Below are 18,402 nucleotides of genomic sequence, written 5' to 3'. Positions count from 1 at the left end.
CCATGGATCAACGTTCGGACAGCTCGGTGGCCGCTTCGGCCGGACGCGGTCCGCGCAGGTCCGGTTCTGGCTCCGGTACGGAGCGTGGTGCCGGTGGCGGCCGTGCTCCGGCAGCGGAGGCCGCTGCCTGTGCCTGCTCGCTGGCATCGTCGGCTTCTTCGGCCGCATCGTCGGCGGTGGCCGCAGCCTGCGCCGCCATCGCCGTGGCGAACGCCGCCTGCGCACTGGCGAACAGGTTCGAGACCGAACCGACCATCTGCAGCCAGCGGGCACCGTTGACCTTGCCCGGCACCTCCAGCTTGCCGGCGATGAAGCCACCGGCCAGGCCGACCACCACGATGCGCAACGGCGACCAGCCCTGTCGCCATACCTGGCCGAGGGTGGACCAGTGGTCCTGTGTCTCGCCCAGGCGCACGGTCACCACCTGTTCGCAGCGTTTTACCCGCCGCTGCAGCGCGCCGAACTTCATGGCTTGCCCTCGGGCAGCTGCACGCCGGCATCAGGGTCGTCTTCGCTGGGTTCGTCAAACAGGCCCAGGCGTGACAGCTGACGCCGGGTGGCGTGCATGCCGGTGTGGTGGAAGAAGTAGGACACCCGCCAGATCGCATAGCCGGTGACGGCCAGGCTCAGCAGCGAGGTGATCAGCAGGGCCTGCAGCCAACTCAGGCCCCAGCTCTGCAGCAGCGCGATGAGGGTGGCGGCCATCAGCAGCCACGCCGATGCACCAAACACGATCGCCACGCCGGCCCAGGCCAGCGCGCGACCGAATGCGCTGCGCGCCAGCGCGAAGTCGGCCGAGGCCAGCCGGCGCAGTGAACGCAGCGTGTGCTTGGCCGAATCGGCAGCGGCACGACCGGCCGCGCCGACCTGGCGGATGCTCTCATCCAGCGGCGGGGTGGCCGCCGGGTCAGGCGCTTGCGTGTTGTCTTCGCTCACGCTGCGGCTTACTTGTCGCTGCTGCCGCGGGCCAGCTTGGCGATGATCCAGCCGGCTGCGAAGGCGACGCCGAACGAGGCCAGCGGACGTTCGCGGATCAGTTCGGCGGCGCTGTCGATCAGGTCCTTGCCCTTGTCCATCAGCGCATCGACCTGTTCCTTGGCGGCGGCACCGCCGAACTCGGCGGCGGCCAGGCCGGACAGTGCACTGTCGGACAATTCAGCCTTGACGTTGGCCTTGCCGATGCGAAGCTCGTCGGTCGCTGCACCGGTTGCACCCTTGATCGCACCGCCGGCGGCCGTAGCGGCCTGCTTCAGGTGGGAACCGGCTTCACCCAGGTGTTCCTTCAGGTTCTCGGTATTGGTGGGGCTCATCGAATCACTCCTGTTGCGATGGGGGAACGGGAGTCGGCGGTGCCGACCTGGACTGACAGCAATAACATTGCCGGGGTATAGGGGGTGTTACGGCAGGGCGATCAGCGCATCACGAGCTGGCCCTGCTGCTGGCCATTGTTGCGCAGCACGCGCAGCACCAGCGTCGGCGGGCGCTGCTGGAAGTTGGCGCGCCAGCTGGCCAGGTCGGCGAATTCACCGACGGTGGCATCGGTGATGATGTCGCCCTGCTGCAGGCCGTTGCTGGCGGCGCGGCTGCCGCGCTTGACCTCGCTGACCAGCACGCCGCTGGCGCCTGACTGGCGCAGCGACTCGGGCAGGTCGACGAAGGTGGCCCCGCCCAGGCGCGGGTCCAGGCTGTCGCCGGTGACCGCGCGTGCTTGTTCCTTCAACGTCGCCTTGATCTGCAGCGGCTTGCCTTCGCGGCGTACGTCCAGCGTCATCGGGCTGCCGACCGCCGCCAGGCCTTCCACGTTGTGCAGGGCTTCGGCGCTGTCCACGCGCTGGCCATTGGCCGACACCACCACGTCGCCCGGCTTCAGGCCGGCGGCGGCGGCGGCCGAACCGGCCAGCACGCGGGTGATCAGCGCACCGCGGGTTTCGCCCAGGCCCAGGCCCTGCGCGATCTGCGCGGTCAGGTTCTGGCTTTCCACGCCCAGCGTGCCGCGCACCACCACGCCGTGCTTGACCAGCTGGTCGACCACGCTGCGCGCCAGGTTCGAGGGAATCGCCAGGCCCAGGCCGATGTTGCCGGCCATGCTGCCCTGCGGGTTGAAGCTGGCAGTGTTGATGCCGACCAGTTGGCCCTGCAGGTCGACCAGCGCGCCACCCGAGTTGCCCGGGTTGATCGACGCGTCGGTCTGGATGAAGTTCTGGTAGCCCAGCCCGCGGATGCCGCTGCGGCCCACCGCCGAGACGATGCCCGAAGTGACCGTCTGGCTGAAGCCGAACGGATTGCCGATGGCCACCACGAAGTCGCCCACCCGCAGCTGGTCGCTGTTGCCGAGCTTGATGTCGGTCAGGTTCTGCGCCGGAATGCGGATCAGCGCGATGTCGGTATCGCGGTCCGAGCCGAGGAATTCGGCCTTGACCGTGCGCCCGTCGGCCAGTGTCACCTGTACGTCATCGGCGTTGTCGATGACATGGTGGTTGGTCAGCACCAGGCCCTCCCTGGCGTCGATGATCACGCCCGAGCCCAGCGATTCGTTGATGCGTTCCTGCGGGATGTCCGGGAACAGGCGGCGGAAGAACGGGTCGTTGAAGAAGGGATTGCGTACGCGCACCACCTGCTTGGTGTTGACGCTGACCACGGCCGGCATCGCCTTCTCCAGCATCGGTGCCAGTGACGGAACCTGCTGCCCGGCCACTGCGGCTGGCAGTGCCGCCATGGTCGGCACCACCGCTGGAAGCGGTGCGGCATCGGCACGGTTGTCCAGGTGGGCGTTGATGCCGGTGGCAACGAAGCCACCGAAGGCGGCGGCGATTGCGAGCGTGAGCAGGGTAGGTAGCGGTCGCATGGGAGTCGGTTCGCTGGCGGGAATGGGGGCGGTTCGGCTCTACGGTAAAACAAGCTGAATGAGTGTGTCGCGATCTGGATAAATGCGCCATGAAAACCGCGCGCCGGGAACGCGGATCGCGACGACCGGCGCTGGGCCGGTGATGAAAGCGGAGGCGGCGCCCGGCAGTGTGCGGACGTCAGCCGCAGGTCGTGCGGATACAGGACGATACTTGCGCAGTTCTGCGCATCCCGGTGCCGCGACGCGCCATATTGCATGCCTGCCGCGGCATCCGGGCGGGTGCACACAACCAATGCCTGTCACGACGCGGATCATGCGGCGCAGCACTGAAAAAAAGGGGTTTCCTGTAAACACGGTGTGCCTGCAGGGATGGTCGACTACACCATCGCCGTCGCAGCAGATGCGATTGGTGGCGCATGCCCCGTTCCACGATCGTCAATGTCGGTATAGCATCGCCCCGTTTTGATACTTAAGGCCCCCAGGAGGGCAACATGAGCAACGGTAATGGTGTGTCGGTCGTGACCGACGCTGTCGAGAACGTCAAAGAAACCGCCACCAACGTTGGCGAGACCATCGCCCACGCTGCCGAAGACGCAGTGAAGTCGGTCAAGAAGACCGTCAAGCGCGCCACCAAGGCTGCCGGTACCCGCGTTGCCAAGGCCAAGAAGGCCGTGGCCAAGGTCGAGAAGACCGTTGCCAAGAAGGCCGAAAAGGCTGCCAAGTCGGTCGGCAAGACTGTTGCCAACGCCAAGAAGAAGCTGGAAGCGGCCAAGAAGAACGCCAAGGCCGAAGCCGCTGCCCTGAAGAAGGAAGTGGCCAAGAAGAAGGCCGCTGCAGGCAAGGCTGTGACCAAGAAGGCCGCCGCTGCCAAGAAGACCACCAAGGCCGCCACCAAGGCTGCCGGCAAGAAGGTCGCCACCGTGAAGAAGGCTGCCACCAAGAAGGCCGCCGTTGCCAAGAAGACCGCGGCCGCCAAGAAGGTGGTCGGCAAGAAGGTCGCCACCGCCAAGAAGGCTGTGGCCAAGAAGACCGTCGCCGCCAAGAAGGTCGCTGGCAAGAAGGCCGTGGCTGCGAAGAAGGTTGTCGGCAAGAAGGTTGCCGCCACCAGGAAGGTCGCCACCAAGAAGACCGCCGCCGCCAAGAAGGTTGTCGGCAAGAAGGCTGCCGTCGCCAAGAAGGCCGTCGGCAAGAAGACCGCTGCTGCCAGGAAGGTTGTCGGCAAGAAGACCGCCGTTGCCAAGAAGGCAGTTGGCAAGAAGGTTGCCGCTACCCGCAAGACGGTTGCCAAGAAGGCTGCCCCGCTGAAGAAGGTCGCCGCCAAGAAGGCTCCGGCCAAGAAGGCCGTGCGCAAGGCCGCCAAGCGCAAGTAATCGCGCCGTGACCGAAGGCCCTGCCACCCATCGGGTGGTGGGGCCTTTCGCGTTTCCGGGACACTGTCCGGGGCAAGATGCAGGTTCTTTCCGCCGGAGCCCCGGGCATGCGCGGTATCGACTTCAGTTCCTGGCAGGGCGTGCTGTCCACCTTGGCCGGCCTGGTCCTGATCACCCTGCTGGGCGTGGGCATCCGCCTGCTGGTGATGCAGACCCTGCAACAGCGCCGCGAGCGCGAGAACCGGCAGATCAACGAACGGCTGCGCACGCTGATGGCGGCCTACAAGACCCTGGGTGGGTCGTTCACCGGCGAACTGGGCGTGGATCCCAGCCATCGCCGCGACCTGCGCCAGCGCGAAGATGCCGAAGGCATCGCCGAACCCCGCTCGGATCGCGCGCGCCGCATCCGCGATGCCGTTGAAGCGGCGCTGTCGGACATCCTGCTGCTGGGCACCGACGAACAGGTGCGGTTGGCTGCGCGCGCTGCCAACGATCTTGCACAGGGGCGACCGGTGCATACCCACGAACTGGTGGTCTCGCTGCGCGACTTCGTGCGCGAAGCGCTGGACCTGGCGCCGATTCCGGCCGACCTGCAGATACCGCCGCAGGGGCCGACCCGGCCGGGCAGTGCCAGTGGCAAGGGCCGCAACGACGGCGACGCCAAGGGCGGTCGTGCGGGTGGAGGCGGCGGTGGCGGCGGTGGCGGAATGGGGGCCGGCATGGGCGGTGTGGGCCTCGGCGCCGGCGCCGCACTGGGCGCCGGCCATGCCTCCGCCAGCGATGAAACGGACGCGCGCTGAGCACGTCCGCCCGGTTCAGCGGGTCAGTTCGTAGATCGGCACGAAGCCACCGTAGATCATCCGCGCGCCGTCGAACGGCATCGGATTCGTCGCCGGATCAAACCTTGGGTCTTCCATCATCTTCTTCATGCCCGCGTCGCGGGTCGGCTTGTCCGGCCATTCGATCCAGGAAAACACCACCGTCTCATCCGGCGTGGCTTTCACCGCGCCGAAAAAGTCGGTGGTCTTGCCGTGCGGTACGTCGTCACCCCAGCACTCGACCACGCGCAGCGCGCCGTACTCGATGAAAACGGGATCCCCTGTGCGTGCATGGGCGAGGAACTTCTCTTTGTTGGCGGTGGGCACCGCCAGGACGAAACCATCGATGTAGCTCATTGCCTGCCTCCGGATGGACCGTGCCGCGTGCACGGCCTTCAAGTACACGACGAACCAGAGCGTCGGGGATCGACATCCTCTGGGCGCCCGTTCAGCCCGGGCCACCGGGCAGCGGTGCCAGCACCGTATCCGGTGGCTGCTGGCCGGCCAGGTGGCGTACGAAGTAGTCCCACATGCGGGTCGTGTAGGTGGCGTCGTTGCGGAACAGCTCGTGGTCCTGCCGGGCCAGGTACAGCAGGTCGTAGCTGCGCTGGGCCTTGTTCAGGGCGGCGGCCAGCTGCAGGGTCAGCGCCGGCGGTGCGTTTTCGTCCAGCTCGCCATAGACCAGCATCAGATGCCCGCGCAGGTTGTCGGCCAGCGCTGCATTGTCGAGCCCGGCAAAGGGCGCCGGCACGCCATCGGTCATGGCCGTGGCTGGCAGCACGCCACCGAACAGCCGGTCCATGCCGTGCAGGGCGCCGCCGTACATGCCCTGGAAATTGTGACTGCCGGCCGAGGCCACGCCCACCTTGTAGAACGCCGGGTAGCGCAGCAATGCCCGCGCCGCGCTGTAACCGCCGAACGAATGCCCGTAGATGCCGACCCGCCGCAGGTCGATGCCCGGGTAGCGTTCGCCCAGCTGGCGCAGCGCGGCCACATGATCATCCAGCTGCACATCGGCGCCGTGCAGGAAGCTGCTGTCATGGAAGGCCTTGTCGCGGCCGCCGGTGCCGCGCGCATCGATGCTGGCCACCACGAAGCCAAGCTCGGCCAGGCTGGCGCGTGACACCGGATTCAGCGCGGACACCGCTTCGGCGTAGGTCACCGGGGCATTGCTGATGAAGGCGCCGCCGTACATCGCATCGATTACCGGGAAGCTGCCGTCATCGCGATAGTCGCGGGGCAGGTAGACGGTGGCGAAGATCGGCGTGCGCCCGTCGGCGGCCAGCAGACGTTCGCGCTGCGGTGGGCGCCACCCCGCAGCAAGCACTGCCCGGTTGTCCGCCGCTTCCAGCAACAGCAGCTCGCGACCGTCATCGCTGGCCCGCAGCACGGTGCGTGGTGGCTGGTCGAGACGGGAAACGGTATCCACCAGATAGCCACCACTGGGCGACAGCGCCTGGGGTGCGCGCCCGCCGAACAGCGCGCCGGTACCGGCATCGGCCATGTGGTCGTAGCCATCGGCGGCCAGGCGCTGGACCGGCCCTCCCTGCAGCGATACCCGGTACAGGCCGCGCACGTAAGGATCGCCCGCGTCGACGCCACCGGCGCTGAAGTACGCCCAGCCACCGGCAGCGTCCACACCCAGCAGGTCGCGCACCGCCCAGTGGCCGCGGGTGAGCTGGCGCAGCACTTTGCCGTCGGACAGGCGCACCCGGTACAGATGGCCCCAACCATCGCGCTGCGAGAACCACACGGCGGTGTCCTGCCCGGGCAGGATGGCCACCGCTGGCCGGTTGTAGGAATACACGTTGAGCTGCAGGCGAGTGTCGCTGGCTTCTTCCAGAACCGTGCGCAATGCACCGCTGTTGGCATCGATCTCCACCAGGCGCAGCCTGCGCGGCGTGCCGAAGTGCGCGATCACGGCATACAACCGATCGCCGTCCCAACCCAGGATGCCGGCCTCACTGAGCGTGTTCCAGCCCTCGGGCAGCGCGATGTCATGCTGCCTGCCGCTGCGGGTATCCACCACAAACAGGGTGTCGCGCACCTGCTGTGCATCGCCCAGCACCCCCAGCTTCACGGCATGCACGCGCGGCCGCGCGCTGTGGGTCGGGCTGCTTTCCAGATAGGGGTAGTCCTGCAGCGCGCGTTCGTCGTAGCGGATGCCGGCCACGTAGCGCCCGTCCGCAGACCAGCCAACCGCGAACGGCCGCACCGGCATCCGGCCCTGACGGCGTGGAATACCGCGCAGGGCGAAGTCCGGCAGCACGCCATAGCCATTACCGGCTTCTCCGCCGTGGGTCAGTGCCCGTGGCGCCGTGCCAGGCGACTGCAGCCACAGGTTGTTGTCGCGCACCTGCAGCCACGCATCGCCTACGGGCGAAGGCAGTGCATCGGCCGGCGGCCGCGCATCCGGCGAACGTGCGCATTGCCAGCGCGGCCATTGGCAATCGACGGGCACTTCTCCGCTGAACCGCAGGCGCAGGCCATCGTCCGCCTGCTGCACGCTGGCCAGGCGCAGGCGTGGCCCGCCGGCACCGAGCGGCGCAACCGCAGCGTCCAGCGCAGTGGGTTCGAACAGGGTCTGGCGTGTCGCCTGGACCGGATCGACCAGTACCGCCTGGCGCCGGCCCTGAGTGTCTTCGCGCTCATACCAGAATCGTCCATCGGCCAGCCAGTGGGGCAGGACCGAAGCATTGCGCAGCGCGCCGCGCAGATGACTGTCATGCACGCGTTCGGCGCGCTGGTAGTCGGTCGCCTGCAGCGCACGTGCAGTGTGTGGCGACGAGAGGGCAATGCAAGCAAAGACAGCGGCGCGGACACACGTCCGCAGCGGATCGGAAACGAGCAAGGCAACCTCCTGTTGCAATCGTCGAAGGATTACAGATGCACGCGCGCCGCGCGCGTATGCCAGACGGAGCCTGAATCAAGCCCAAAAATTCAGCAATGCGAAGACCACTGTTTTCAGGGAGCGTTGTGGCGAATAACGGAGAATTTACATTCCCGATGCGATGGCGCCCTGGCGCTGCTGCACACCATAAGAAAGTAAAGGTGTACCCCCATGAAGAATTCGCTGATTGCTCTGGCCCTGGCCGCTGCCCTGCCGTTCACCGCTTCGGCTGCTGAGAACCTGTCGTACAACTACGCTGAGGCCGACTACGCCAAGACCGACGTCGATGGCATCAAGGCTGACGGCTGGGGCGTCAAGGGTTCCTACGGCTTCCTGCCGAACTTCCACGCGTTCGGTGAATACAGCCGTCAGGAAGTCGACCACACCAACATCAAGGTTGACCAGTGGAAGGTCGGTGCCGGCTACAACGTCGAAATCGCTCCGTCGACCGACTTCGTTGCCCGCGTTGCCTACCAGAAGTTCGATCGCAAGCACGGCCTGGACTTCAACGGCTACAGCGCTGAAGCCGGTATCCGCACCGCCTTCGGTGCCCACGCCGAGGTCTACGGCATGGTCGGCTACGAAGACTACGCCAAGAAGCACGGCGTCGACATCGACGGCCAGTGGTACGGCCGCCTGGGTGGTCAGGTCAAGCTGAACCAGAACTGGGGCCTGAATGGCGAGCTGAAGATGAACCGCCACGGCGACAAGGAATACACCGTCGGCCCGCGCTTCAGCTGGTAATTGCTTCCTCGGCGCGCCTGCGCGCTGAAGATGCCTCGACAGGCCCGGCCCATGCCGGGCCTGTTGCGTTTCCGGCTGGGCAAACGCTACCTGACCGTGTTGAGGTGGACGGGCGGCATTGCAACGAATTGGATTCCGCAGGCGTCGGCTGCGCCCTAGGGTGAGTGGCCTGTCCTGCAGGAATGCAACGATGCCCGCGTTTCCCTCGCCCCGCGATTCTCCCTGCCGCTTGTTGCTGCTGGATCCGCATCCACTGTTGCGGCATGGCGTGCAGGAACTGCTGGCCCGGCAGACGGGCCTGCAGGTCGATGGAAGCTACGGCCACAGCGGTGATCTGCTGCAGCGCCTGCAGCAGCAGGCAGCTGCGATCGATCTGCTGCTGGTTGACGCCTTGCCGATCGGTGACAGCGGGGAAGGCCTGGAACTGCTGCGGCACGTATCACGACATTGGCCGGCAGTGCCGATCCTGGTGCTGTCCGCACACTGCAACGCGGGTGTTGTGTCCTTGGCCCTGCAGGCCGGTGCGCGCGGATTCCTGTCCAAGGCCTGCGCGCCGCAGATGCTGCTGCGCGCGGTGAGCGTGGTTGCCCGCGGCGGGCGCTTCGTGCCGCCGGAGCTGCGTGCACAGTTGAACCAGTCCCGCCGGCAGCGCCAGCAGTCCATGCGTTCACCACGGTTGAGTACGCGCGAGCGCGCTGTCCTGCAGTGGGTGCTGCGTGGCTGCAGCACCGGCGAGATGGCACGCCGCAGCGGGCGTGCGGCCAGCACCATCAGCACGCAGAAGCGAGCGGCTTACCGCAAGCTGGGCATCCGCAACGATGGCGAGCTGTTCCGCTTCCGCCATCTGATCGACGCTGATTGAGGCGGGGTTACTCGCCCTGGTACTGCTTTTCTTCGACCAGGGCCGAACCGGCCACGCGGTTGATCTCGTTCTTCACCTGCACGCGCTCGCCATTGGTGCCATAGACACCGCGTGCCAGCTGGATGAAGGCATCGTCGAACACCTGGGCCGCTTCCTTGTCGCGCAGCTGGTCCTGGATGTCCCACATGCGCTCGTTGATCATCTTCAGCTGCTGCTTCAGCGCGGCCAGTGCCGGTTGTGCGTGCAGCAGCTGCTGCAGCAACGGCAGCAGGCCGTCCAGCTCGGTGCGGACGTTGGCCAGCTTGGCGGCATCGCCGATGCGCTCGGCCTTGATCTCGAGAATGGTGATCTTGTCGATCAGCTCGCCGATCGATACCGGAGTCAGGATGGCGTCCACGCGGTTGGTTCCTGGAAACAGGGCGCCATGATACCGCGCTGCTGGCATTGGCCGCAGTCCACGGGATTTACGCCGAATTTGCGCCACGGGCCCGGCAGCACCCTCGATCCGTTACGGCCCCCGCCTCGACACTGCGTTCCCGGCGGCGTGACCGCCTTCGACGAGGAACACAGTGCAGTGAACAGCAAGGGGATGATGGCGGCGCTGGTGGCCGCCCTGGCAGGGCTGCTCGGGATCGGCAGCGCGCAGGCACAGGTGCAGGTCAGTGGCAGTGCGGCGTTGACCAGTGACTACGTATGGCGCGGCAGCTCGCAGAGCGACGGCGACCCGGCGGCGCAGGCCGGCGCGAAGGTCTCGATCCCAGCGGGCTGGTACGCCAGCGTGTGGGGGTCCAACGTTTCGTTCAAGCCGGACAATGGCGCGCGCAGCGAGTTCGACCTGGTGGCGGGCTGGTCCGGCGCACTGGCACCGGACTGGAGCCTGGATGCCAACCTGACCCGTTACGTGTACCCGGGCACCGGCCGCGCGCTGGACTGGACCGAGCTCAACACCACGGTGACCTGGAAGCAGCGCGCCTGGCTGCAGGTCGCCCATTCCAACGATGCGTTGGCCGGTGGCCATCGCGGTACCTATGCCCAGCTGGGTGTGCGTGTGCCGTTGCACGAACGCCTCCGCCTGGAAGCAGCGGTGGGCCAGTACTGGCTGGCCACCGCCCAGGGCCCGGACTACCTGCATGGGCAGCTCAGTGCCATCGCCTCGCTGACCCCGGCATGGGAACTGCGCGCCACCGTGCATGACACGGACAACGCAGCCAAGCGCCTGTTCCCCGGCAACGCCGGTGGGCGATGGGAGCTGGCGCTGCAGGGCAGCTTCTAGTCGGCCAGCGACGCCTGGCGCGCGCGCAGCGCGCCGGGCAGCCACAGCAGCAGGGCCAGCGCAGCCACGGCAGCGCCGGCCACGCAGACGCCGGTCCAGCCGAAGCGCTGGTAGACCTGCGCAGACAGCAGCGAACCCAGCGAACCGCCGATGAAATAGCCGGTCATGTAGCCGGCATTGAGGCGGTTGCGTGCCGCCGGTTGCAGTGCGTAGATCAGGTTCTGGTTGCTGACGTGCAACAGCTGCGCGGCCAGGTCCAGCACCACCACGCCCACCAGCAGCGCCAGCAGCGAGTGTGCCGACAGCCCCAATGGCAGCCACGACAGCAGCAACAGCAGCAGTGCAATGGCGGTGGCGCGCCCGGTCTGGCCACGGTCGGACATGCGGCCAGCCAGGCCGGCCGCCAGCGTGCCGGCCGCGCCGACCAGCCCGAACAGCCCGATGGTGGCGTCGCTGTAGGCATACGGCGGCTGTGCCAGCAGGAACGCGAGCGGGGTCCAGAAGATTGCGAACATGGCGAAGCTGCAGGCGCCCAGCAGCGTACGCTGGCGCAGCACCGGTTCCTGCACGAACAGCACGCCGATCGAGCGCAGCAATGCGAAATAGCCCAAGCCGGCGCTGTGGTGGAATCGCGGCAGACCGCGCTGCAATGCCAGTGCGGTCAGCACCAGGGTGGCAGCGGCGATCGCATACACCAGGCGCCAGTCGCCCAGGCTGGAAAGCAGGCCGGCCACGGTGCGCGCCAGCAGGATGCCCAGCAGCAGGCCACTCATCAGCGTGCCGACCACGCGACCGCGATGTTCCGGCGCGGCCAGCGTGGCCGCGAACGGCACCAGCACCTGGGCGACCACGGAGAACAGGCCGGTGATGGCGGTGCCGACCAGCAACCAGGTCAGTGACGGTGCGCAGGCACTGATCACCAGTCCGCCGGCCGACAGCAGGCTCATCACCACGATCAGGCGGCGGCGTTCGAACAGGTCACCCAGCGGCACCAGCAGGATCAAGCCGGCGGCATAGCTCAGCTGCGCGGCGGTAACGACCATGCCGACCTGGCCGAACGGTACGCCGAAGGCGTCGGCGATGGTGTGCAGCAGTGGCTGCGCATAGTAGTTGCTGGCCACGGCCACGCCGGTAGCCACCGACATCAGCAGCACCTGCCAGCGGTGCAAGGGGGGGAGGGACGGGCTCACGCGGTGTTCCAGGAAGCGGGGGCACAGTGTCCACCTGCTGCGGCCATGATGGAAATGAATCATCATCATCCATGCCATCTGGAAACGAGATAGTTGGATGAATCTCAAGCAGCTCGAGTTTGCCGTTGCCCTGGCCGAGGAGGGCAATTTCACCCGTGCCGCCGAACGCTGCCATGTGGTGCAGTCCGCGTTGAGCCATCAGATTGCCTACCTGGAGCAGGAACTGGGCACGCCGCTGTTCGAGCGCCTGCCGCGGCAGGTGCGGGCGACGGCAGCGGGTGAGGCGCTGCTGGTGCACGCACGCCAGGTGCTGGTCAGCCTGCGCCACCTGCGCGCCGATGTGGCCGCGGTGAGTGGCGAGGTGCGCGGGCTGCTGGCGATCGGGCAGATCTCCTCGCTGACCGATATCGATGTGGTGGCGATGCTGGCCGCGTTCCAGCAGGCGCACCCGCAGGTGGAATTCCAGTTGCGGGTGGACAAGAGCGAGGACCTGATCGCGCAGGTGCAGTCGCGTGACCTGGATGTTGCACTGGTGGGGTTGGCGCCCTCGGCCGGCCTGGACGGGGTCTGCCACCAGATGCTGCAGGAAGAAGACCTGGTGGCGGTGCTGGCCCCCTCGCATCGGCTGGCTAGGCGCAAGCGGCTGCCATTGACCGAATTGCAGGACGAGGCGCTGGTCGACTTCCCGCGCGGCACCGGTGCACGGCGGCAGACCGACGATGCTTTCGTCGCCGCTGGCCTGCCGCACACGGTGCGTTTCGAGGTCAACCTGATGGAACTGGTGGAGCGCTTCGTCCGCCATGGTCTGGCGGTTGGCATCGTGCCGGCGCTGATCGCCGAAGGCTTCCAGGGCGTGGTGCGGATTCCGCTGCAGCCAACCCCGACCCGCCGCGTGCACCTGGTCTGGCAGCGGCTGCCGACACCGGCGGCGCGGGCGTTCGTCGAGGCCGTGCTCAGCCGCGCAGGCGCAGGCTCAGGCCCTTGAGGAAGTTGCGCAGCATCTGGTCCAGGCAACGCCGGTAGTTGGTGTGCCCGGGCTGGCGGAACAGCGCACCGACTTCCGACTTGGAGACGTTGAAACCGGCGCTGGCGAAGATCTCCATCAGATCGACGTCGCGCAGCTGGAACGCCACGCGCAGCTTCTTCAGCACCAGGTTGTTGTCGATGCGGGTTTCCACCGCGCGCTGCGGCTGGCTCTCGTCGCGACCGCGTAGGTGCACGATCAGGCCATCGAGGAAGTGCGCCAGCGCGCTGTCGCTCATCGCTTCGAAACCGGCTTCGTCCTCGCGGCGCAGCCAGGCCTTCACCTGTTCGGGATCCACGGCGAAGGCCGGGTCGGCCATCTGGCACAGGGTCACCACGTGGTGGTCGCCCAGGTCCAGGGAATAGCGCACGCTGCGCAGGACATCGTTGTTGATCATGGCCCATTGTACCGGCCCCTGGCGTGTCACCGGACTGTCATCGAACTGCAGCATCGTGGGCACTCGTTCGCTGAGACCCTTGCATGCGCCGGTATCTGTTTTCCGCACTGCTGCTCGCCAGCAGCTTCGCTGCCTTCGCCCAGGACCGCTTCGTACCCGTCGAGCGCCGCCTGAGTGCATCCCAACTGGCCGAGGTCGGGCTCAGTCCAACGCAGTTGCAGGCGCTGAACCGGGTACTGCGCGAGGCAGAGCGCGCGGCCACCGGGCCGGCAGCGGTGGCCCCCGCCGCTGCGCCGCTGCCTGCCAATGTGCCGGCACCGGCAGCAATGCATCTGGGCCTGGAAGAAGGACCGGTCAATGCACGCGTGGTCGGAGAGGTCGCAGACTGGCAACCCGGCACGCTGTTCACCCTTGATAACGGCCAGCAATGGCAGGTGATGAAGGGGCAGATGAAGCTGCGCAAGGTGCTGCAGTCGCCGCAGATCGCCGTTGTTCCAGGAATTGCCGGGCGCTGGTTCCTGCAGGTCGACGAAGACCTGCCCAAGGCCCGGGTATTCCGCGTGCGCTGAGCCGGGGGGACGGCAGGACGGCGGGCAACTCAGGACGGGCCGGGAATGCCAGAATGGGCGTCCGGTTTTTCCCCCTGGAGTTGCCTGATGACCCGCACTGTCCTGATTACCGGCGCCACGTCCGGCTTCGGCGCCGCCGCCGTCCACCGCTTCGCCCAGGCCGGCTGGAAAGTGATCGCCACGGGCCGCCGCGGCGAACGCCTGCAGCCGCTGGTCGATCGCTACGGCAAGGACGTGGTGCATGCCGCCGCCTTCGACATCCGCGATCCGGTTGCGATGGAAGCGGCGCTGCTGGCACTGCCGCCGGCCTTTGGCGAGATCGATCTGCTGGTCAACAACGCCGGCCTGGCGCAGGGCACCGCGCCGGCACAGAGCGCCAAGTTGTCGGACTGGACCACGATGATCGACACCAACATCACTGCGCTGGTGACCCTGACCCACCGCCTGCTGCCGCAGCTGGTGGAGCGCAAGGGCGCGATCATCAATATTTCGTCGGTGGCCGGCGTCTATCCGTACCCGGGTGGCAACGCCTACGGTGGCACCAAGGCTTTCGTCAGCCAGTTCTCGCTGGGCCTGCGTTCGGACCTGCACGGTACCGGCGTGCGCGTGACCACGATCGAGCCAGGCATGGCTGAAACCGAGTTCACCGTGGTGCGTACCCACGGCGACCAGGCGGCGTCGGACAAGCTCTACAACGGCGCCAACCCGATGACCGCCGAAGACATCGCCGAACAGATCTTCTGGGTGGCCAGCCTGCCGCCGCACCTGAACATCAATCGCCTGGAACTGATGCCGGTGAGCCAGTCCTTCGCCGGTTTCCAGGTCGCCCGCGAAGGCTGACCGCCGTTTGTAGAGTCGAGCATGGCTCGACTCTGCAGAAACAAGAAAAAGCCGGGCAATGCCCGGCTTTTTCATTCACAGCGGCAGGCTTACTGGGCCTTGATCGCCATCGCCTGCAGGCCGGTGCCATCCAGCTTCTGCTTGGCTTCGGACAGTTCACCGGCGCTGCCATACGGCCCCATGCGCACGCGGTACACGGTCTTGCCGTTGATCTGTGCTGACTCCACGCGCGCCGCAAGTCCCATCATCGCCAGCTTGGCCTTGGTTGCTTCGGCATCGCCGGAGGCGCCGAAGGCGCCTGCCTGCAGGATATAGCGGGCGTTGTCGGCGGCCGCCGGTGCGGCAGTGGCCGGGGTACCCGCCGTTGCCGTTGCGGTTCCCGCGCGCGCCGCCGGCGTGGCGGCGGCGGTGCTGGTCGAGGCCGTGCTGGCCGGCGGCGTTGCCGCAGCCGGACGTTCACTCAGCGGTGCCGGCAGCGGACGGCTGGTGGCGGTCACCTGCGCGGTGCTGGACACGCTGGCGGTGGCCGCCGGTGCCGGTGCGGTCGTGGTCGCCGGCGGAACCGGCTTGCCTTCCAGTGCCGCCTGCGCGCGCTGCGCTTCGGCCTTGGCCCGGCGCTGGTCTTCGGCACGCGCACTGGCGGCCAGTTCGGCGTCGGACATCTCGACTTCCTTGCCCGGCAGCAGGGTGTAGAAGTCGTACTGGGTGGCGGCCGGCTTTTCCGGTTCGGCCTGCTTCGGCGCAACCGGCTGCGCGGCCGGCTGGGTACCGACATCGCTGTCGGCATCGGCGACCGGGGCCGGCTGCGCGTTCGGGTTCGGCTGCGGACCGGCGCGCAGGAAGCCATCGCCCTCGCCCTTGAACAGGTTCGGCGCCGCCAGGAACACCACGGCCGCGATCGCTACACCGGCCACCAGCCACACCCATCCGGGGGTGCCCTGGCTGCCGCTGTTGCGTCGTGCCTGGCTTTTGCCGCGTCGTGCTGCCATGTGTACTGCGTCTCCTGATGCTTACATTTTTTCCGGGGCGCTGACGCCCAGGAGTTCGAGGCCATTGGCCAGTACCTGGCGCGCCGCGCAGGCCAGGGTCAGTTTGGCGTTGCGATCGGCGGCATCTTCCACCAGCACCGGCGTCCCGTGATACCACGTGTGGAACGCGTGCGCCAATTCACGCAGGTACTGCGCCACCAGATGTGGTTCCAGCGCCACGCCGGCCGCTTCCACCACTTCCGGATAGCGCGAGATCTCGTTCATCAGCAGCAGCGAGGCGTCGTCGGCCAGGCGGCCGAGGTTGGCCAGGCCGTTGCCCTGCTCGTACACCAGGCCCTTCTCCTGCGCCTGGCGCAGCAGGCTGCAGACGCGGGCATGCGCGTACTGCACGTAGAACACCGGGTTGTCGTTGCTCTGCTGGCGGGCCAGGTCGATGTCGAAGGTCAGCTGCGAATCGGGCTTGCGCGCGATCAGGAACCAGCGGGTGGCATCGCGGCCGGCTTCCTCGATCAGGTCGCGCAGGGTGAAGTAGCTGCCGGCACGCTTGGACAGCTTCACTTCCTCGCCGCCGCGCATGACGGTGACCATCTGGTGCAGCACGTATTCCGGCCAGCCCTGCGGGATGCCCACTTCCATCGCCTGCAGGCCGGCGCGCACGCGGGCCAGCGAGCCGTGGTGGTCGGCGCCCAGCTCGGTGATCGCGCGCTCGTAGCCGCGCTGCCACTTGGACAGGTGGTAGGCCACGTCGGGCACGAAGTAGGTGAAGGTGCCGTCGGACTTGCGCATCACGCGGTCCTTGTCGTCACCGAAGTCGGTGCTGCGCAGCCACAGCGCGCCACCTTCTTCATAGGTATGACCCGACGCCTGCAGCTTGGCCACCGCTTCGGCTACCTTGCCGTCGGCGTACAGCGAGCTTTCCAGGAAATAGATGTCGAAGTCGACGCCGAACGCGGCCAGGTCCAGGTTCTGCTCGTTGCGCAGGTAGGCCACGGCGAAGCGGCGGATCGCCTGCATGTCGTCCGGGTCCTTGGCGCCGACCACGGTGCTGCCTTCCAGGTCGACGCTGGCGCCGGCCATGTAGGCGCGTGCGACGTCGACGATGTACTCGCCGCGGTAGCCACCTTCCGGCCAGCCGTCCTGGTCCGGCGCGATGCCCTTGATCCGTGCCTGGGTGGACAGCGCCAGGTTCTCGATCTGCACGCCGGCGTCGTTGTAGTAGAACTCACGCTTGGCGTTCCAGCCGTTGGCATCGAGCACGCGCGCCACGCAGTCGCCGATCGCCGCCGCGCGGCCATGGCCGACATGCAGCGGGCCGGTCGGGTTGGCCGACACGTACTCCACGCCCACCGTGCGGCCATTGCCGGACAGGTTGCGGCCGTAGTCGTGGGCTTCCTTGATGACCGACGCGGCTTCGCGCTGGTACGCGGCCGGGGCCAGGTGGAAGTTGATGAAGCCGGGGCCGGCGATCTCGACCTTGCTCACGTCCTCGCTGCGCGGCAGCGCCTCGACCAGCGCCTGCGCCAGTGCGCGCGGATTGCTGCGCGCGGCCTTGGCCAGCAGCATCGCGGCGTTGGTGGCGAAGTCACCGTGGTCGCGGGTCTTCGGGCGCTCGACCACGAAGTCCGGCGGCAGGGAGTCGGCGGGCAGGGTGCCATTGGCGCGCAAGGCTTCGATGCCTTGGCTGATCAGGGCGCGGAGGAGATTTTTCACGAGGCCTGCTGTGAGAATGAGCGGCGGAATCGCCCATTTTAGCGCAGATACCCGCGCCCACGCTGACCAGAACATGCCTGTGGGGGCGACAGATGGCGCCTGAAGGGCCGCGCTCAGCCGAACAGCCGCGGCTGGGGCGGGGATAGCAGGCCCCGTTCAGCAAATGAAACGGGACGGCCCTCGCCGACCACGAAGTGGTCCAGCAGGCGCACGTCCACCATCGCCAGCGCCTGCTGCAGTTCGTCGGTGATGCGGGTATCGGCACTGGAGGGTTCCGGGTCGCCGGAAGGGTGGTTGTGGCTGAGGATCACCGCCGCCGCGTTGTGCAGCAGGGCGCGCCGCACCACTTCGCGGGGGTAGACCGGTGCGGCGTTGATGGTGCCGTGGAACAGCTCTTCACAGGCGATCAGGCGGTGGCGGTTGTCCAGGAACAGGGCCATGAAGACCTCGCGGGCCTGGCCACGCAGCCGGTGCTGCAGGTAGCGGCCGACCGCCGCCGGATTGTTGCCAACCGCCTCGCCGTGCTCCAGCTCGGCCGCCAGGTAGCGATGGGCCAGTTCCAGCCCGGCAGCAAGCGTGCAACTGCGTGCCGGGCCGAGCCCGGGCAGGCGGGCGAGCTCGGCGGCGGGGCGGTCGAGCAGTACCCTCAACGGGCCGTGCGCCTGCAGCAGGTCGCGCGCGGTCTGCACGGCATCGCGGCCACCGAACCCGGAGCCGAGAAACAGGGCCAGCAGTTCGGCGTCGGAAAGTGCCGTGGGCCCGCGCGCGATCAGCTTCTCGCGGGGGCGTTCCTGTTCGGGCCAGTCATGGATGGGCATGGCCCATCATCGCCAGACCTTGCGGTGGCTCCCATCGGGGCATGCCGCGGACTGGGGTCGGAG

Annotated in this window: 20 protein-coding genes; 8 read left to right on the top strand and 12 right to left on the bottom strand. The window is 67.5% G+C overall.

Going from position 1 to position 18,402, the window contains the following annotated elements; genetic code table 11:
• Positions 1 to 7 precede the first annotated feature (7 nt).
• The 4 genes from AC5P7E_RS03160 to AC5P7E_RS03145 all read right to left on the bottom strand — a co-directional run bounded on the left by AC5P7E_RS03160 (position 8) and on the right by AC5P7E_RS03145 (position 2,845).
• Positions 8 to 469, bottom strand: a complete 462-nt coding sequence (locus AC5P7E_RS03160) for a protein sip-5 (protein ID WP_114618810.1) — start codon at positions 467 to 469, stop codon at positions 8 to 10.
• Positions 466 to 936 carry a phage holin family protein gene (locus tag AC5P7E_RS03155; protein ID WP_005407741.1) on the bottom strand — a complete coding sequence of 157 codons (471 nt, stop codon included), beginning with the start codon at positions 934 to 936 and terminating at the stop codon, positions 466 to 468. Before AC5P7E_RS03155 ends, AC5P7E_RS03160 begins: the two co-directional genes overlap by 4 nt.
• An 8-nt stretch (positions 937 to 944) precedes the next feature.
• The gene (locus AC5P7E_RS03150) at positions 945 to 1,310 is read right to left on the bottom strand and encodes a hypothetical protein (protein ID WP_004153835.1); all 366 of its coding nucleotides are present in this window, start codon (positions 1,308 to 1,310) and stop codon (positions 945 to 947) included.
• 101 nt (positions 1,311 to 1,411) lie between these two features.
• A complete protein-coding gene (locus AC5P7E_RS03145) occupies positions 1,412 to 2,845 on the bottom strand; it encodes a Do family serine endopeptidase (RefSeq protein WP_012478904.1) in 1,434 nt (477 codons plus the stop codon).
• Positions 2,846 to 3,336: 491 nt separating this feature from the next.
• Between AC5P7E_RS03145 and AC5P7E_RS03140 the strand changes: the two genes are divergently transcribed.
• Together AC5P7E_RS03140 and AC5P7E_RS03135 are read left to right on the top strand one after the other, a co-directional pair.
• Positions 3,337 to 4,215, top strand: a complete 879-nt coding sequence (locus AC5P7E_RS03140) for a histone (RefSeq protein ID WP_099474125.1) — start codon at positions 3,337 to 3,339, stop codon at positions 4,213 to 4,215.
• Positions 4,216 to 4,322: 107 nt separating this feature from the next.
• The gene (locus AC5P7E_RS03135) at positions 4,323 to 5,015 is read left to right on the top strand and encodes a hypothetical protein (protein WP_099475415.1); all 693 of its coding nucleotides are present in this window, start codon (positions 4,323 to 4,325) and stop codon (positions 5,013 to 5,015) included.
• A gap of 15 nt (positions 5,016 to 5,030) precedes the next feature.
• Here the strand turns inward: AC5P7E_RS03135 and AC5P7E_RS03130 are convergent, their stop codons facing one another.
• Both AC5P7E_RS03130 and AC5P7E_RS03125 read right to left on the bottom strand, forming a co-directional pair.
• Complete coding sequence (locus AC5P7E_RS03130) at positions 5,031 to 5,390, bottom strand: DUF1428 domain-containing protein (protein ID WP_005407745.1); 360 nt, start codon at positions 5,388 to 5,390, stop codon at positions 5,031 to 5,033.
• Between the two features lie 91 nt (positions 5,391 to 5,481).
• Positions 5,482 to 7,884, bottom strand: a complete 2,403-nt coding sequence (locus tag AC5P7E_RS03125; protein WP_114618811.1) for a S9 family peptidase — start codon at positions 7,882 to 7,884, stop codon at positions 5,482 to 5,484.
• A gap of 210 nt (positions 7,885 to 8,094) precedes the next feature.
• Here AC5P7E_RS03125 and AC5P7E_RS03120 point away from each other — a divergent pair, with 210 nt between their 5' ends.
• Together AC5P7E_RS03120 and AC5P7E_RS03115 are read left to right on the top strand one after the other, a co-directional pair.
• Complete coding sequence (locus tag AC5P7E_RS03120; protein WP_005407747.1) at positions 8,095 to 8,667, top strand: OmpO family porin; 573 nt, start codon at positions 8,095 to 8,097, stop codon at positions 8,665 to 8,667.
• Between the two features lie 190 nt (positions 8,668 to 8,857).
• Positions 8,858 to 9,529: a response regulator transcription factor gene (locus AC5P7E_RS03115; protein ID WP_099484858.1), complete on the top strand. Its 672-nt coding sequence runs from the start codon at positions 8,858 to 8,860 to the stop codon at positions 9,527 to 9,529.
• Between the two features lie 7 nt (positions 9,530 to 9,536).
• On the opposite strand, the gene AC5P7E_RS03110 is transcribed toward AC5P7E_RS03115, so the two are convergent.
• A complete protein-coding gene (locus AC5P7E_RS03110; protein ID WP_219627478.1) occupies positions 9,537 to 9,974 on the bottom strand; it encodes a DUF6165 family protein in 438 nt (145 codons plus the stop codon).
• Between the two features lie 129 nt (positions 9,975 to 10,103).
• Here AC5P7E_RS03110 and AC5P7E_RS03105 point away from each other — a divergent pair, with 129 nt between their 5' ends.
• Positions 10,104 to 10,802, top strand: coding sequence for a TorF family putative porin (locus tag AC5P7E_RS03105; RefSeq protein WP_032965519.1), 699 nt, complete (start codon positions 10,104 to 10,106; stop codon positions 10,800 to 10,802).
• Here AC5P7E_RS03105 and AC5P7E_RS03100 read toward each other — a convergent pair.
• Complete coding sequence (locus tag AC5P7E_RS03100) at positions 10,799 to 11,947, bottom strand: MFS transporter (protein ID WP_219625406.1); 1,149 nt, start codon at positions 11,945 to 11,947, stop codon at positions 10,799 to 10,801. The two genes, AC5P7E_RS03105 and AC5P7E_RS03100, sit on opposite strands and share 4 nt — an antisense overlap.
• A gap of 142 nt (positions 11,948 to 12,089) precedes the next feature.
• Here AC5P7E_RS03100 and AC5P7E_RS03095 point away from each other — a divergent pair, with 142 nt between their 5' ends.
• Positions 12,090 to 12,977: a LysR family transcriptional regulator gene (locus tag AC5P7E_RS03095; RefSeq protein WP_005407753.1), complete on the top strand. Its 888-nt coding sequence runs from the start codon at positions 12,090 to 12,092 to the stop codon at positions 12,975 to 12,977.
• Here the strand turns inward: AC5P7E_RS03095 and AC5P7E_RS03090 are convergent.
• The gene (locus AC5P7E_RS03090) at positions 12,946 to 13,413 is read right to left on the bottom strand and encodes a YehS family protein (RefSeq protein WP_005411992.1); all 468 of its coding nucleotides are present in this window, start codon (positions 13,411 to 13,413) and stop codon (positions 12,946 to 12,948) included. The two genes, AC5P7E_RS03095 and AC5P7E_RS03090, sit on opposite strands and share 32 nt — an antisense overlap.
• A gap of 83 nt (positions 13,414 to 13,496) precedes the next feature.
• Between AC5P7E_RS03090 and AC5P7E_RS03085 the strand changes: the two genes are divergently transcribed.
• Together AC5P7E_RS03085 and AC5P7E_RS03080 are read left to right on the top strand one after the other, a co-directional pair.
• Entirely contained in the window at positions 13,497 to 13,982 is a 486-nt protein-coding gene (locus AC5P7E_RS03085; RefSeq protein ID WP_099523323.1) for a hypothetical protein, read from the top strand.
• An 87-nt stretch (positions 13,983 to 14,069) separates the two neighbouring features.
• Entirely contained in the window at positions 14,070 to 14,822 is a 753-nt protein-coding gene (locus AC5P7E_RS03080) for an SDR family NAD(P)-dependent oxidoreductase (protein WP_005411994.1), read from the top strand.
• Between the two features lie 89 nt (positions 14,823 to 14,911).
• Here AC5P7E_RS03080 and AC5P7E_RS03075 read toward each other — a convergent pair whose 3' ends face one another.
• The 3 genes from AC5P7E_RS03075 to radC form a co-directional block, all read right to left on the bottom strand.
• Positions 14,912 to 15,811 (bottom strand): SPOR domain-containing protein, encoded by a 900-nt coding sequence (locus AC5P7E_RS03075; RefSeq protein WP_099523321.1) that lies wholly within the window; start codon positions 15,809 to 15,811, stop codon positions 14,912 to 14,914.
• 21 nt (positions 15,812 to 15,832) lie between these two features.
• Positions 15,833 to 17,521, bottom strand: a complete 1,689-nt coding sequence (gene argS / locus AC5P7E_RS03070; RefSeq protein ID WP_005407758.1) for an arginine--tRNA ligase — start codon at positions 17,519 to 17,521, stop codon at positions 15,833 to 15,835.
• Positions 17,522 to 17,634: 113 nt separating this feature from the next.
• On the bottom strand, positions 17,635 to 18,339 hold the full coding sequence (gene radC, locus AC5P7E_RS03065; protein ID WP_005407759.1) for a RadC family protein: 705 nt from the start codon (positions 18,337 to 18,339) through the stop codon (positions 17,635 to 17,637).
• Between the last annotated feature and the right edge of the window lie 63 nt (positions 18,340 to 18,402).

The organism is Stenotrophomonas sp. YJH_SMC_25, assembly GCF_059369595.1.
Note: the sequence above shows the minus strand (reverse complement) of the source record. Positions and strands in the feature narration are given on the sequence as shown.

Bases quoted from the DNA above. Each gene is read 5' to 3' on its own strand.
- AC5P7E_RS03160 (WP_114618810.1), bottom strand. From the start codon at position 469: ATGAAGTTCGGCGCGCTGCAGCGGCGGGTAAAACGCTGCGAACAGGTG.
- AC5P7E_RS03150 (WP_004153835.1), bottom strand. From the start codon at position 1,310: ATGAGCCCCACCAATACCGAGAACCTGAAGGAACACCTGGGTGAAGCC.
- AC5P7E_RS03145 (WP_012478904.1), bottom strand. From the start codon at position 2,845: ATGCGACCGCTACCTACCCTGCTCACGCTCGCAATCGCCGCCGCCTTC.
- AC5P7E_RS03140 (WP_099474125.1), top strand. From the start codon at position 3,337: ATGAGCAACGGTAATGGTGTGTCGGTCGTGACCGACGCTGTCGAGAAC.
- AC5P7E_RS03135 (WP_099475415.1), top strand. From the start codon at position 4,323: ATGCGCGGTATCGACTTCAGTTCCTGGCAGGGCGTGCTGTCCACCTTG.
- AC5P7E_RS03130 (WP_005407745.1), bottom strand. From the start codon at position 5,390: ATGAGCTACATCGATGGTTTCGTCCTGGCGGTGCCCACCGCCAACAAA.
- AC5P7E_RS03120 (WP_005407747.1), top strand. From the start codon at position 8,095: ATGAAGAATTCGCTGATTGCTCTGGCCCTGGCCGCTGCCCTGCCGTTC.
- AC5P7E_RS03115 (WP_099484858.1), top strand. From the start codon at position 8,858: ATGCCCGCGTTTCCCTCGCCCCGCGATTCTCCCTGCCGCTTGTTGCTG.
- AC5P7E_RS03110 (WP_219627478.1), bottom strand. From the start codon at position 9,974: ATGCCAGCAGCGCGGTATCATGGCGCCCTGTTTCCAGGAACCAACCGC.
- AC5P7E_RS03100 (WP_219625406.1), bottom strand. From the start codon at position 11,947: ATGTCGGTGGCTACCGGCGTGGCCGTGGCCAGCAACTACTATGCGCAG.
- AC5P7E_RS03095 (WP_005407753.1), top strand. From the start codon at position 12,090: ATGAATCTCAAGCAGCTCGAGTTTGCCGTTGCCCTGGCCGAGGAGGGC.
- AC5P7E_RS03090 (WP_005411992.1), bottom strand. From the start codon at position 13,413: ATGATCAACAACGATGTCCTGCGCAGCGTGCGCTATTCCCTGGACCTG.
- AC5P7E_RS03085 (WP_099523323.1), top strand. From the start codon at position 13,497: ATGCGCCGGTATCTGTTTTCCGCACTGCTGCTCGCCAGCAGCTTCGCT.
- AC5P7E_RS03080 (WP_005411994.1), top strand. From the start codon at position 14,070: ATGACCCGCACTGTCCTGATTACCGGCGCCACGTCCGGCTTCGGCGCC.
- AC5P7E_RS03075 (WP_099523321.1), bottom strand. From the start codon at position 15,811: ATGGCAGCACGACGCGGCAAAAGCCAGGCACGACGCAACAGCGGCAGC.
- radC (WP_005407759.1), bottom strand. From the start codon at position 18,339: ATGCCCATCCATGACTGGCCCGAACAGGAACGCCCCCGCGAGAAGCTG.